The organism is Faecalibacterium sp. HTF-F, assembly GCF_023347535.1.
In the GTDB taxonomy this organism is placed as follows: domain Bacteria; phylum Bacillota; class Clostridia; order Oscillospirales; family Ruminococcaceae; genus Faecalibacterium; species Faecalibacterium wellingii.
Genome location: NZ_CP094473.1, coordinates 2,363,451 through 2,377,813, shown reverse-complemented (window position 1 = coordinate 2,377,813; position 14,363 = coordinate 2,363,451). Strand labels below are relative to the sequence as shown.

Here is a 14,363-nt window from a genome sequence, read left to right as displayed (position 1 = left end):
ATGCGATGCCACCTCTCCCGAAGGGCGAGGTCTTTGCGATGAAAACTTTACGTTTCCGCAAAAGCTCCCCCCCTCGGGGGAGCTGGACGCGAAGCGGACTGAGAGGGTTCACACCTCAAAGCAATGTTTCTTTTAAACGATCAGGCTTACAGGCAGCTCTTGTAGGCAGCCTCGGCACCCTCGGTGCGGATCTTCTCGAGGTCTGCCAGAACAGCGGCCTCCAGACCCTCGATCTTGGTCAGATCCTGATCCCACATCTGGGTGTTGGTCAGCACAGCGTGCACCAGCTGGGCTGCGGTGTCGTCCTTGTGTGCATAGTAGAAGTCCAGAGCCCATGCGTCATCCTGGATCTTGTAGGTGTTGCCGGCGGGGCGCTTGCAGATCAGGCCGTCCGCGGTACGCTCCTGAATGTCGTTGGAATAGAAGGCAATGTAGGCGGCCAGAGACATGGTCAGGCACTTGGGCAGCTGCTTCTGCTCCTCGATGTAAGCCAGGAAGGAAGGCATGTTGCGGGCCTTCCACTTGGAGGTGGAGTTCAGGGAGATGCTCATCAGCTCATGGTTGACGAAGGGGTTGTTGAAGCGGTCCTCAACAGCGGAGGCAAACTCTTCCAGATCCTTCTTGTCCAGCGGCAGGGTGGGGATGATCTCCTCGTGCAGCATCTTGTTCATGAAGCCGCGGATGGTGTCGTTGTGCATGCAGTCACGCACAATGTCGAAGCCGGCCAGATATGCGCCCAGAACGAAGCCGGTGTGTGCACCGTTCAGGATGCGGACCTTGCGCTTCTTGTAGGGGGTGACGTCAGGCACGACCATGACGTTGACGCCGGCCTTCTTGAACGGCAGCTTGTCCTCCAGCTCTGCGGGGCCCTCGATGACCCACACGCCGAACACTTCGCCCACGTCCAGAGCGGCATCATGGTAGCCGTTGGCCTCTTCCATAGCAGCCAGTTCCTTGGGATCGCGGATGCGGCCCGGAACGATGCGGTCCACCAGAGTGGAGCAGAAGGTGTTTGCGTTGTTCATCCAGTCGATGAAGGCAGGCTCCAGATTCCAATCCTTAGCGTAGTTGTTGCAGCACTTCTGCAGCTCCTTGCCGTTGTTGTCGATCAGCTCGCAGGACAGGATGGCCAGACCCTTGTCAGCAGCGCCGTTGAATGCCTTGTAGCGCTCGAACAGCACGCGGGTCAGCTTTGCGGGGAAGCTGTTGGGAGGAACCTGATCGAACTCACTGTCGCCCTGCGTGTAGGCGATGCCGGCCTCAGTGGTGTTGGAAACGATGGTCTCCAGATCGGCAGAGCGTGCCAGAGCCAGCACTTCGTCCCACTTGCCGTCGATGTAGGGGCACACACAGTCGGACACGCAGGAGATCACGCGCTTTGCATCGACCTTCTGGCCCTTCTCGCTGCCGCGCAGGTACAGGGTGTACAGGCCCTCCTGCTCGTTGATCCAGTCTGCCATCTGGGGGAAGTTGCCGATGGGCTGCACCAGCTTGACCTTGCCGTTGTAGCCGGCCTTCTCGTTTGCGATGTCATAGAAGTAATCCACGAAGGCACGCAGGAAGTTGCCCTCGCCAAACTGCATGACCTTGACGGGTGCATCCTTCAGGATGTAGCCGTTGTAGCCGGTGCCTTCCAGAACCTTGTAGTTCAAAGTTTCCATCTTGTTGATCTCCTTTATAAACTTGCTTTGCTTATCAGAGAGCCTCTTTGTCTGCCCTCTGCTCCTTACCCTATTTTATGCTGTTGTATACAAATAAGTCAAGGGCTTTGTGCAATATTTTTAGCCCAAAGGTGCCGTTTTGGGGCATTTCCAGCGAAAAGCACAATTGTGTGCTAGAAAATTTGTCACTTTTTCAGTTGTATACATGCGCATTTTCCGCTATACTAAAAGTAAGACGAGTTTTCCCGTGCAGGCGGGTGTCCCGTTGTACACAACGTTTGACTATTTTCTAACAAACATCGATCAGAAAAAAGGAGTTATCGACCCATGAAAGCATTTATGGATAAGGACTTCATGCTCCAGTCTGCCACTGCGCAGCATCTGTACCACGACTACGCGGCGGATATGCCTATCTGCGACTACCACTGCCACATCCCTCCCCGTGAGATCTACGAGAACCGCCGCTTTGAGAACATCGCTCAGGTGTGGCTGGGTGGCCGCAACCCGGACGGCAGCTACTTCGGCGATCATTATAAGTGGCGCGTGATGCGTTCCAACGGTGTGCCCGAAGAGTACATCACCGGTGATAAGCCTGACCGCGAGCGCTTCCAGAAGTTTGCAGAGGCTCTGCCCATGGCCATCGGCAACCCGATGTACCACTGGACCAATCTGGAGCTGCATGTGTTCTTCGGCTACGAGGGCGTGCTGAACGGCGATACCGCTGAGGAAGTCTGGAACCTGTGCAACGACAAGCTGCAGCATGACCCCAAGCTGACCGTCCGCGGCCTGATCGAGCAGTCCAACGTTGCCTTCATCGGCACCACCGATGACCCCATCGATGATCTGTACTGGCACAAGAAGATCAAGGAAGATCCCACCATCAAGTTCACCGTGGCTCCTTCCTTCCGTCCCGATAAGGCCATCAACATCAACAAGCCCGGCTTTGCAGAGTACATGGGCAAGCTGGCCGCTGTTGTGGGCAAGGAGAAGCTGGCCTGCATCGACTGCGTGACCGATGCCCTGACCAAGCGCATCGAGTTCTTTGCCGAGATGGGCTGCCGCGCTTCGGACCACGGCCTGGATTACATCCCCTACCGTGAGGCTACTAAGGAAGAGGTCAACGCCATTTACCAGAAGGTGATGAAGGGCGAGAGCTGCACCACCGAAGAGGCTGAGAAGTACCAGACCTACATCCTGATCCATCTGGGCAAGCAGTATCACCGTCTGGGCATTGCCATGCAGATCCACTACAACTGCCTGCGCAATGTCAACCGCCGCCAGTATGCAAAGTTCGGCCCCGATACCGGCTTTGATATGATCAACACCGCTACCTGCGGCGGCGAGATCGCAAGCCTGCTGAGCGCTCTGGATGAGACCAACGAGTGCCCCAAGACCATCATCTACAGCCTGAACCCTGCCGACGACGCACAGATCGGTACCATTCTGGGCTGCTTCCAGAGCACCGAGGTGCCGGGCAAGATCCAGCACGGCTCCGCATGGTGGTTCAACGACCACAAGATCGGCATGGAAGAGCAGATGACCCGTCTGGCAAGCCTGGGCCTGCTGGGCAACTTCATTGGCATGCTGACCGACAGCCGCAGCTTCCTGAGCTACACCCGTCATGACTACTTCCGCCGCATCCTGTGCAACATCATCGGCCAGTGGGTCGAGGATGGCGAGTATCCCAACGACGAGAAGTCTCTGGAGAAGATCGTCAAGGGCATCTGCTTCGACAACGCAAAGCGCTACTTCAACCTGTAAGAGAAGTGCCTGAACCTGAATAAGGCAATAGAAAGCCCCCGGAACGGTGATCCGTTCCGGGGGCTTTTGCGTAAACAGAAGAGCTTTACTTTACAAGGCTGCGCAGCACGACACGCGCAGTGGAAACATCGGAACCGAGCAGGGTGTCGTAGACGTTCAGGACGTCCCGGATGGCCTGCAGGTTGTCCTTGGTCAGGGTGTAGGTCTTGGTGGAGCCGTCCCTGCCGGTAAAGGTGGCGGTGACGCTCTTGGCGGCAAGCCACTCGTTCAGCCAGCCGGTCTCGTCGTCCATATCGAACAGCTCATAGTCGAACCATGCCTTGAGGTCGTTATCGTAGCTGCCGCCGAACTGGTCGTCGCAGGTGAAGTCGTAGTAGTTATCCTCGGTCTCTACCCGAACAGATTTCATGTCCAGCTTTTTATTGCCGAAGTAGGTCATGCCCAGACTGAGATACACGGTGGGGTCGTCGTTGGTAACGAACAGGTAGGGGTACAGGCCGCAGGAGGTCTTTTCCATGCTGGCATCCTCGTAGGGAGAATCGATCTGCCAGCCCTCGGCCTCGCTGTCATAGGTGACAGTGAACTTGGACAGGGCAGAGCGCAGCTGTGCCTCCGACACCGCGTTGGTCACAGAAAGCTCTGCCGTGGCAGGCTCGTCCGGAAGAGCGGGGCTCAGGGCAAAGGCGGAGACGCCGCCCATCAGGATGGCGGCGGTGCACAGGCAGGCGGCACCGCGCTTGAACAGTCCGGTCAGTTTCATAAGGATCTCCTTTCGCTTCACAGAAACGCTTTTTCTCTGTCCAGAGCATACCAGATTTTACGGCTCCTGACAGCAAAACGGCATGAATCGACCCTCAGATGCATCAAAACGACCGTTCAGATGGTGTACAGTGCGGATGAAAACGGCTTCTTATACCTGATGGTTTTCCAGCCAGTCGGTCATCTGCTGGGCAATGCCCTTGATGCTGCCCTCCTCAAAGGGAACTTTCAGCCCGGCGGTCTCCAGCAGCTCGGTGTAGCTGGCCGTACCGGCGCGGCGCACAAGGCGCAGATAGCGCTCCCATGCATCCTTGTGGTCGGTCAGGCTCAGCAGGAAGAACTGCAGCGCGGCCATGGTGGACAGGCAGTAGTCGATATAATAGAAGGGACACTCATAAATGTGCAGCTGGCGCTGCCAGCCTGCGCCCCGGCCATAGAAGGGCAGATTGTCAAAATCGATCCACGGGCGGTATTTCTTTTCCAGCTTGAGCCACTCGGCATTGCGTTCATCGGGGGTCAGGTCCGGATTCTGGTACATGATGTGCTGGAACTCGTCCACCTCACAGCCATAGGCAAGGAACACGAAGCTGTCCTCGGCGTGCAGCAGGGCGTATTTGTCGGTATCCTTGCCAAACAGCAGATGATGCCACGGCGCAGTGAGGAACTCCATGGCCATGGAGTGGATCTCGGCACTCTCCATGCCGGGGCATTCCAGATCGGCGGGGATGGCGGGGTCACGCTCGGCTACATAGCCCTCAAAGGCATGGCCGCATTCGTGGGTCAGCACGTCCACATCGCCGGAGGTATCGTTCCAGTTGGCAAAGATGAAGGGGGCCTTGTAGCTGGGCAGGCTGGTCATATAGCCGCCGGACATCTTGCCGGGGCGGCTCTCCACATCGAACAGCTCGTTGTCCTGCATAAAGTCGATGAACTCGGCGGTTTCCGGGCTCAGCTCATGGTACATGGTGCGGGCGGCATCCATACGGGCTTTGTAGCCGGGAATGGGCTTGGGGTTGCCGTCCCGGAACAGAATGGGTAGGTCGGTAAAGGCGGGATGGGCGATGCCGGTGCGCTTTGCGCGCAGGGCCATCACCTTCTGCAGCTGAGGCACCACATCGTTTGCGACCTGATCGCGGAATTTCCGGATCTCCTCCGGGCCGTAGCCGATGCGGTTCATGCGGACGTAGGAGAGCTCGCTGTAGTCGTGATAGCCCATCACCCGGGCCTGTGCATTCAGGTTCTGGACGATCTGACCGTACAGCTCGTCCAGCTCGGTGCGGTGGGCGTCAAAGTAACCGGCCTCGGCTTCATAGGCGGCACGGCGCACAGCGGGGTCCAGATCTTCTTTGTAGGGGCCCAGCTGGGGGATGGTGAGCTGTTTGCCGTCCAGCTCCACCAGTGCGCCGCCGTAGATCTGCTGGTAGCGGCTCACCAGAGCATTGAACTGCTGCTGCAGCTCCACGGTGCGGTCGTCCATGCTGAGGACGGCGTTCTTCATGCCGGCCACGCAGGTGGTGCCGAATTTTTCGGTCAGGGCATCCACATGGGGATTTGCCAGAAATGCCCGGCTGATCTCCACGCTGGCGTTGGTCACGGCGGGGCCGTTGGCATCAAAGAAGTCCTGCTCGGCCTTCCAGTAAGCGTCGCGGGTGTCGCAGGTGTAGTGGATGTTGGCAAGGTTTGCGGCGGTGTTGTACTCCGCAAAGGCTTCGCTCTGCTCATAGTAGAGCCGGACAAGGGCATCGCCGTCCGGTGCGGCAGCGGCCTTTGCGGCCAGCTCCCTGCACCGGGCCAGCAGGGCATCGATGTCCGGGCGGGTATAGGTCATTTCGTTGAATTTCATCGGGAAACATTCCTTTCCGGGAGAAAACTCCATATTTAAGGTTAAACTCATCTTACCACGTTATGCGGCAAATGAAAAGAGGATACAGGCCAAAACCCGGCAGATGCTATGCACAACTGCTAAAAATTGGTGCTGCGTTTTAGCAAAGTTATCCATTGATATGGTTGCAAGGCCGCAGAAAAAAGACTATAATAAAGCCATCAACAGAGTAAGACCATGTGCGTTAAGTGCCGCATCAACGGGGAGTTGTGCTGTGGACGAAGGTGTACCCGCGGTGCATGGTCTGCATCCCGCTGCTGCATGGACTTGGGTGCAGGCGAGACGGCTTGCGTCCCGCCCGGAAGTGAAAGTTGTTGGATTCACGCCCTCCTTTGTGCGGTTTGTCACAGGGAGGGCGTTTTTGTTTGTGCAGACTGCCCACCCGGTATTCCTTTTGCAAGGAGGACAGTTGATATGAACAACTCGAAAAATTCCGTCCGTACGCTCACCATGCTGGCCCTGCTGGTGGCAATGAGCATCGTGTTCAGCCGGGTGCTGAGCATCTCCACCGGCTTTGTGCGGTTCAATCTGGGCAGCCTGCCGGTGCTGCTGGCAGCGCTGCTGTTCGGCCCGGGAGCAGGCTTTGCCGTGGGCGCTGTGGCCGATATGATCGGCGGCGTGCTGGCAGGCTACGCCATCAACCCGCTCATCACGCTGGGCGCAGGTGCCATTGGTCTGGTGGCGGGGCTTGCATGGCAGAAGCTGCCCCAGCTGCGCACCGGCCTGCGGCTGCAGATCAGTGTGCTGCTGGGACACTTTGTGGGTTCCGTGGTCATCACCTCGCTGGCACTGCGCATCTTCTACGGCTACCCGTGGGCAACGCTGGCCGTGCGCATCCCCAATGCATTGATCCTGGCTGCAGTGAACACCGTGCTGCTGCGCATCCTGCTGGAAAACCGTGCCCTGATGAAGATGGTGAAGAAATAAAAGTTTTCCGTATCCGCAAAAATAAAAATTCGTCTAAAATAGTGATCTCGAAAAGAGGCATTACAATGAACTACGAACAGGCAATGGAATACATCCACGCCGTCCAGTGGGCCGGCCACAAGCCCGGCCTGACACGTACCCGCACCCTGCTGGCCGCACTGGGTGACCCGCACAAACAGCTCAGATTCGTGCATGTTGCAGGCACCAACGGCAAGGGCAGCACCGCCGCCATGATGGCGTCCTGCCTGCAGGCCGCAGGCTATCGGGTGGGCCTGTACACCTCGCCCTTCATCAACCGCTTCAACGAGCGCATCCAGGTCAACGGGGTGCAGATCCCGGATGAAGAGCTGGTGAGACTGGTGGAGCAGGTAAAGCCTGCCGCCGACACCATGGAGGATGTACCCACCGAGTTTGAGATCATCACGGCGCTGGGAATGCTCTATTTTGCCCAGCAGAAATGTGAGATCGTGGTGCTGGAGGTGGGCCTTGGCGGCACGCTGGATTCCACCAACGTCATTGATGCCCCGGAGTGCGCAGTTATCACGGCGCTGGGCATGGATCATGTGAAGGAGCTTGGCCCCACCCTTGGGGACATTGCTGCCGCCAAGGCGGGGATCATCAAGGAAGGCTGTCCGGTGGTGAGCTATGGCGGTGTGCCGGAAGCGGACGCCGTGATCCGCCGCGTGGCAGCGGAAAAGCACGCCGAGCTGACCGAGGTAGATTTCAGCAGGCTGAAATACGAGGGCGGCAGCCTTGACGCCGTGGAGTTCGACTTTGACGGCCTGACCGATGTGCACCTGCCCCTGATCGGTAGCTACCAGCCCCGGAATGCGGCGCTGGCGGTCACGGCTCTGCGGGTGATGCGTGCCCATGGCTGGAACATTCCGGAAAGCGCCATCCGCACAGGTCTGGAAACGGTCAGCTGGCCGGGCCGGTTCGAGTTGCTGCGGCACGCGCCCGCCTTCCTGCTGGACGGCAGCCACAATGCCCATGGAATGCGGGCCACGGTGCAGAGCCTGAAAGATCGTTTCCCGGGGCAGAAGTTTGTTTTTCTGGTCAGCATCATGGCAGACAAGGATGTGGATCAGATGCTGAGCCTGCTGGCTCCGCTGGCCGTGCGGTTCGTCACGGTGACGGCACACACGCCCCGGGCAATGCCCGCCGAGGTGCTGGCAGAACACATCCGGGCCTATGGCTGCAGGGCAGAAGCGGCCGACTCCATCGAAGCGGGCGTGGCCCGGGCGGTGGAGCTGGGCGGTGAAGGCCCGGTGTGCGCGCTGGGCACGCTGTATTTCTCTGGCGATGTGCGGAAGGCGTTTGCGGAACTTGTGAAGGGCTGAAGATTTAAAATGGCTCCGCGTGCGCTGCGCCATCATCAGCGGAAAAATTATTTTTAATATTTGCAAATCAGGAAGATCTGCGGATCTTCCTGATTTGCTTTTTCACGGGAAAGGTCGTAACGGCAAACGGTATTTGCTGACGCTGGCTCCCTGCGGGAGCATTCGCGTCAGCATGAAAATATGCTGTTGCCCTTACGTTTCGTCGCGCAAGCGACTCAAAATTGGCGGAACACAAAAAATCCTTTAGCGGAGCGACTTGGATTTTTTGTATGGAGCCCAACAGCTTTGGGGTCTGAAAGGGGCGAGCAGCCCCTTTCTCGTTGCGGGGTGGGTGGAGTTCAGAGGTAGGGAGGGGGGACTCGAAACACCCCTCCCTGCCTCTGGCCCAGCGGAGCGTCACCGGCGGCGATGATTTTTATAAAAGCTATGAAACCTGTCCACGCGACCGCTCTCTGCACAAGAAGCAACTTTTTCTGTGAAAAAGCAAACAAGCCAGCTCCGCAGGGCTGGCTTGTTTGCAATAAAAAAATAATTTTCCGCTGAAAATGCCCAGAGTGAAACGGAGGGCATTTAAATGGTTAGGCCTGCGATAGCACAGACAAAAAGAAAAAGCGGTGACTCGTGCAGGTTGAGTCATCGCTTTTCTTGCCCCTTGCGGGGCAGGCAGGGTAAATGATAAGAAGGTAAATGAAGAAAATAGCAAAAATAAAGAACAAAGCGCGATAATGAGCGAAAAACCGCTCTGAGAAGTTCATGTATCCAACATTGCAGCTTTGTTGGATACAACATACCACTTTTCAAATAAAATTACAAGCCCTTTTTTTGATTTTTCACCAAAAGACGTCCGAAAAAACTCATTTTTGGAGGAACGCACAAATTTGACGAAGAGTTCCCGGCAAACTGACGAACAAGCCCAAAAAGCAGCAGAAACACCCCGGACGCCACGCAAAAAACACACAGGATACGACAGTTCTTTACAAGCGTCGGCCTGTGTGTTATGATGGATACATTCAATGGGGAGTCTGCCCTGTGTGCGGCAGACGGCGTGCGGGGGAAAAGAGGCCCGGCACGGGGGAAAGGAGCATATCAATGGAAAATCAGACGGTGAGCGGAACAAAAAAGCCGCTCTTCGGAGGGCGGAGGCCGCTGTTCACACAAAAGGAACTGCTGCTGCTGACCGGCCCGCTGCTGGTGGAGCAGCTGCTGGAAGTGACCGTCGGCATGGCCGATACCATGATGGTGTCCCGCTGCGGCGAGGCGGCTATTTCGGGCGTCAGCCTTGTGGACATGATCAACAACCTTATCATCGTGCTGTTTGCGGCGCTGGCCACTGGCGGCGCGGTGGTGGTGAGCCAGTTTCTGGGCGCACGGGAGCAGAAGGGCGCCAACGAGAGCTCTGGCCAGCTGATCCTGCTCAGCGGTCTGTTCGGGCTGCTGGTGGGCGCATTCTGCTTTGTTCTGGCCCGGCCCATGATCCGGCTGTTTTACGGTGCCATTGATGCCGATGTGCTGGACGCCAGCGTGCTGTACCTGCGCATCATCGCCATCAGCTATCCGTTTCTGGCACTGTATAACGGCGGCGCGGCACTGTTCCGCAGCATGGGCAATTCTAAAATCTCCATGCAGATCAGCTTTTTGATGAATGTCATCAATATCGTGGGCAATGCAGTGTGCATCTTCGGCCTGAAAATGGGCGTGGACGGCGTTGCATGGCCCAGCGTGGTGTCCCGCGTGGTGGCGGCGTTCCTCATCCTGCGCAGATGCTACCAGAAGGGCAACGCCCTCACGGTGCCAAAGACCACCCGTCTGGACGCAAGGATGACCCGGCGCATTCTGGGCATCGGCATCCCCTCTGCATTCGAGAACAGCCTGTTCGAGGCCGGACGCATTCTGGTGGTGAGCATGATCTCCACCTTCGGCACGGTGCAGATCGCGGCCAACGCGGTGGCAAACAATCTGGACGGCATGGGCGTCATCCCCGGCAAGGCCCTCAGCCTTGCCATGATCACGGTGGTGGGCCGCTGTGTGGGCGCGGGAGACAGCGAGCAGGCAGTCTACTACACCCGCAAGCTCTCCCTGTGGTCCTACATTGCAATGGGCCTTTCCAACGGTGCCATCCTGCTGTTTTTGCATAAGCTCATCGGCATCTATGCGCTGTCCGGTGAGACGATGGTGCTTTCTGAGACACTGGTGCGCATCCACGCGGGCTTTGCCATCCTGCTGTGGACCCTGTCCTTTGTGCTGCCCAACGCACTGCGCGCCGCCAATGATGTGAAATTCACCATGCTCGTGTCCATTCTGAGCATGCCGTGTGGCGGCTTGGCTTCAGCTATCTGCTCTGCGTGCGGATGGGCTGGGGTGCCGTGGGCGTATGGATCGCCATGGTCATCGACTGGATGTGCCGTGTCACCTGCTTTGTCATCCGCTTCCGCAGCGGTGTATGGAAGAACAAATATCACGCATAACATAAAGGAGTACAGCATGAAACTGATCAGCTGGAATGTCAACGGTCTGCGCGCCTGCCTGACCCACGGCTTTGCCGAGAGCTTTGCGCAGCTGGACGCCGATATCTTTTCGGTGCAGGAGACCAAGATGCAGCCGGGACAGGCAGATTTTGCCCCGGAGGGCTACACGGAGTACACCTATTCCGCAGAGAAAAAGGGCTACTCCGGCACGGCCTGCTGGTGCCGTGAGCAGCCGCTGGCCGTGACCACCGGCATCGGCATCGAGGAGCACGACCACGAGGGCCGGGTGCTGACGCTGGAATACCCGGCGTTCTGGCTGGTGAACTGCTACACCCCCAACAGTCAGGACGGGCTGAAGCGTCTGGACTACCGCATGGAATGGGAGAACGCCTTCCGCGCCTACCTGCTGGCGCTGGATGCGAAAAAGCCGGTGATCCTGTGCGGGGACCTGAACGTGGCCCATACGGAGATCGACATCAAAAATGCAAAGACCAACCGCATGAGCGCAGGTTTCACCGATCAGGAACGCGGAAAAATGACCGAGCTGCTGGATGCCGGTTTTGCCGACAGCTTCCGTGTGCTGCACCCGGACGAGGTGAAGTACAGCTGGTGGAGCTACCGCTTCCATGCCCGGGAAAAGAACGCGGGCTGGCGCATCGACTACTTTATCGTATCCCGCCGCATCGCCGACAGGATCCGGGCGGCAGAGATCCACAACGAGATCTTCGGCTCGGACCACTGCCCGGTGGAGCTGGACATTGACCTGTAACCTGTAAAAAAAAACGCCTGCTCTCCCGAAAAGAGCAGGGAAAAGGAGACTCTATGCTCAAAAGCTATCTGCTGGTATTTTTCGTTTCCATGGTGCCGCTCATTGAACTGCGCGGTGCCATCCCCATCGGGCTTGGCATGGGCCTGCCCATCCTGCCCACCTATCTGGTGTGCGTGGTGGGCAACATGATCCCGGTGCCGTTCATCTATCTGTTTGCACGCAAATTTCTGATCTGGGGCTACCATAAGCCCCTCATCGGGCCCATCTGCAAGTTCTGCATCGTCAAAGGCGAAAAAGGCGGCCGCGCACTGGAAGCCAAGGCGGGCCGCGGCCTTGAGGTGGCGCTGCTGCTGTTCGTGGGCATCCCGCTGCCGGGCACCGGCGCGTGGACCGGGACGCTGGCAGGCTCGATCCTGGATATGAAGTTCAAGGACGTGGTCAAGGCCTGCATGGGCGGCGTGCTGCTGGCGGGCATCATCATGGGTCTGGCCAGCGCGGGCCTGCTGGGTGCGCTGAGCACCCTGTTCTCGGTGGGCTGAGAAAAAAGACTGTGTTCCGGCAAAGAACAACAATTGACAATGGCATTTTGCCGCCGAGTATGCTAAAATAAAAAAGTGTTTTGGAACCGGCGGCGCAAAGCTGCCGGACGGAAAGGAACGATAAGATCATGGATCAGGCACTGAATCAGAAAATCGACGCATATATTGCGCAAAACAAGGAACAGCTGCTGAAGGATATCGCCGCACTGGTGGCTGTCAACAGCGTGGAGGGCACCCCGGAAGAGGGTGCACCCTATGGCGCAGGCCCCCGTGCCGCACTGGACAAGACGCTGGAGCTGGCTGCAGGCATGGGTCTTGCCACCCGCAACTGCGAGAACTACATCGGCTATGCAGAGCTGGCCGGCAAGGATCCCGAGAAGTATCTGGCAACCATCTGCCATGTGGATGTGGTGCCCGTGGGCAACGGCTGGACGGCAGACCCCTTCACCATGCGCGTTCAGGACGGCTGGCTGCTGGGCCGCGGCGTGGCTGACGATAAGGGTCCCATGGTGGCTACCCTGTATGCCCTGAAGTTCCTCAAGGAGCAGGGCTATGAGCTGCGCTACCCCATCCGCGCACTGGCGGGTACCAACGAGGAGACCCACATGCAGGATGTGGACTACTACCTCAAAAACTACCCGGCTCCGGCCTTCTGCTTCACCCCGGATGCCGAGTTCCCGGTGTGCAACGGCGAGAAGGGCCTGTTCGGTGCCAAGATCGTCAGCCCGGTGTGCAACGGCGTCATCGTGGAGATCGAGGGCGGCGTGGCAAACAATGCCGTGCCCGACCGTGCAAGTGCACTGGTCAGGACTGACATCTCCAAGCTGAAGAATGCCCCCAACATCACGCTGGAACCGGAAGGCGACGGCGTGCGCATCCGCGGTTGGGGCAAGTCCGGCCACGCAGCCATGCCGCAGGGCACCGTGAACGCCATTGGTCTGGTGGTGAACTACCTGCTGGACAACGGCCTGTGCAATGAGACCGAGCGCACCTATCTGGAGGCTGTGCGCAAGCTGCACGCTTCTACTGCCGGTGAGGGTCTGGGCATCAACTGCGCCGATGGCCCCTTTGGCCCGCTGACCGTGATCGGCGGCCGCATCTACATGGAAGATGGCCGCATTTTCCAGACCATGGACAGCCGCTTCCCCACCTGCACCAATGGCAAAAAGATGACCGAGCAGATCCGTGCCGCACTGGGCGACGGCGCTGAGCTGCGCGATGTGACCGCTGCCGAGCCCTTCTATATTGAAGCCGACAGCCCCGCCATTCAGGCCTGCATCAACACCTACAATGAGGTCACCGGCGAGAACGCCAAGCCCTTCACCATGGGCGGCGGCACCTATGCCCGCCACTTCCCCTATGCTGTCAGCTTCGGCCCCGAGCATGTGGACCTGCCGCTGCCGGAGTTCGGCGGCCCGATGCACGGTGCAAACGAAGCTGCACCCATCGACAAGCTGCTGGAAGCCGTAAAGATCTATATCATCGCGCTGCTGCGCCTTGAGGAAATCGACTTCTGATGCAGCCGATGAATGTGCTCGTCATCGACGGGCAGGGCGGGGGCCTTGGCAAACAGCTGGTGACAGCCCTGAGCACGCAGTGCCCGGAGATCCGGCTCACTGCGGTGGGCACCAACAGTCTGGCGGCAAACGCCATGCGCAAGGCCGGTGCCCCGCGTGTCGCCACCGGTGAGAATGCAGTGGCGGTGAACTGCCGCAGCGCGGATATCATCGTGGGGCCCATCGGCATCGTTATTGCGGATGCACTGCTGGGCGAGATCACGCCCGCCATGGCCACGGCCGTGTGCCAGAGCCATGCGACGCGGGTGCTCATCCCGGTGAACCACTGCGAAAACTATATCGTGGGTGTGCCGGAGCAGCCCATCAGCGATCTGGTGGCCGCTGCGGTGCAGAAGGTGAAAGCCCTCTGCGCCGGGGAAGGCTGCGGAAAAAGGGTTTATTGAAAATGCCCTCCGCTCTCGCTCTGGGCATGATTCAAGGAATTTATATTTTTTAGTTGCAAGTCGGAAAATCCTGCGGGATTTTCCGACTTGCTTTTTCACCGGAGCGGGCGCAATGAAGAAGTGGCCTGTTTCCCGGCTGTGCGGCTGTTTCCGCAGGAAACGAGCACAGACAGATCAAGTTTCCCTCTTGGACCCTTTCCGTGAAAATGCAACAGCGGACAGCCCGCAGGCTGTCCGCTGTTGCTCTATTATAAAAATATTCTTCCGCTGAAGATGCCCAGAGCGCAAGCGGAGGGCATT

The 14,363-nt window shown here is 58.2% G+C and carries 10 protein-coding genes, 1 pseudogene and 1 riboswitch; of the genes and pseudogenes, 8 read left to right on the top strand and 3 right to left on the bottom strand.

Going from position 1 to position 14,363, the window contains the following annotated elements; all coding sequences use genetic code 11:
- Positions 1 to 146: 146 nt before the first annotated feature.
- Positions 147 to 1,661, bottom strand: a complete 1,515-nt coding sequence (locus MTP37_RS11245; RefSeq protein WP_249237358.1) for a tagaturonate reductase — start codon at positions 1,659 to 1,661, stop codon at positions 147 to 149.
- A gap of 327 nt (positions 1,662 to 1,988) precedes the next feature.
- Between MTP37_RS11245 and uxaC the strand changes: the two genes are divergently transcribed.
- Positions 1,989 to 3,422: a glucuronate isomerase gene (gene uxaC / locus MTP37_RS11240; protein ID WP_249237357.1), complete on the top strand. Its 1,434-nt coding sequence runs from the start codon at positions 1,989 to 1,991 to the stop codon at positions 3,420 to 3,422.
- Positions 3,423 to 3,507: 85 nt separating this feature from the next.
- Here the strand turns inward: uxaC and MTP37_RS11235 are convergent, their stop codons facing one another.
- Together MTP37_RS11235 and MTP37_RS11230 are read right to left on the bottom strand one after the other, a co-directional pair.
- On the bottom strand, positions 3,508 to 4,182 hold the full coding sequence (locus MTP37_RS11235) for a hypothetical protein (protein ID WP_249237356.1): 675 nt from the start codon (positions 4,180 to 4,182) through the stop codon (positions 3,508 to 3,510).
- Positions 4,183 to 4,332: 150 nt separating this feature from the next.
- Entirely contained in the window at positions 4,333 to 6,024 is a 1,692-nt protein-coding gene (locus tag MTP37_RS11230; protein WP_249237355.1) for a M3 family oligoendopeptidase, read from the bottom strand.
- Between the two features lie 202 nt (positions 6,025 to 6,226).
- Positions 6,227 to 6,322: riboswitch (THF riboswitch) on the top strand.
- 155 nt (positions 6,323 to 6,477) lie between these two features.
- Here MTP37_RS11230 and MTP37_RS11225 point away from each other — a divergent pair.
- The 7 genes and pseudogenes from MTP37_RS11225 (at position 6,478) to MTP37_RS11195 (ending at position 14,063) form a co-directional block, all read left to right on the top strand.
- Positions 6,478 to 6,990, top strand: a complete 513-nt coding sequence (locus MTP37_RS11225; RefSeq protein WP_249237354.1) for a folate family ECF transporter S component — start codon at positions 6,478 to 6,480, stop codon at positions 6,988 to 6,990.
- Between the two features lie 65 nt (positions 6,991 to 7,055).
- Positions 7,056 to 8,330, top strand: coding sequence for a bifunctional folylpolyglutamate synthase/dihydrofolate synthase (locus tag MTP37_RS11220; RefSeq protein WP_249237353.1), 1,275 nt, complete (start codon positions 7,056 to 7,058; stop codon positions 8,328 to 8,330).
- A 1,089-nt stretch (positions 8,331 to 9,419) separates the two neighbouring features.
- A pseudogene (locus tag MTP37_RS11215) lies at positions 9,420 to 10,795 on the top strand (MATE family efflux transporter).
- Between the two features lie 16 nt (positions 10,796 to 10,811).
- Entirely contained in the window at positions 10,812 to 11,564 is a 753-nt protein-coding gene (locus tag MTP37_RS11210) for an exodeoxyribonuclease III (RefSeq protein ID WP_249237352.1), read from the top strand.
- 53 nt (positions 11,565 to 11,617) lie between these two features.
- The gene (locus tag MTP37_RS11205) at positions 11,618 to 12,103 is read left to right on the top strand and encodes a COG2426 family protein (RefSeq protein WP_249237351.1); all 486 of its coding nucleotides are present in this window, start codon (positions 11,618 to 11,620) and stop codon (positions 12,101 to 12,103) included.
- Between the two features lie 128 nt (positions 12,104 to 12,231).
- A complete protein-coding gene (locus MTP37_RS11200) occupies positions 12,232 to 13,620 on the top strand; it encodes a Sapep family Mn(2+)-dependent dipeptidase (protein WP_249237350.1) in 1,389 nt (462 codons plus the stop codon).
- Positions 13,621 to 13,628: 8 nt separating this feature from the next.
- A complete protein-coding gene (locus MTP37_RS11195) occupies positions 13,629 to 14,063 on the top strand; it encodes a DUF3842 family protein (protein WP_249238723.1) in 435 nt (144 codons plus the stop codon).
- Positions 14,064 to 14,363 lie beyond the last annotated feature (300 nt).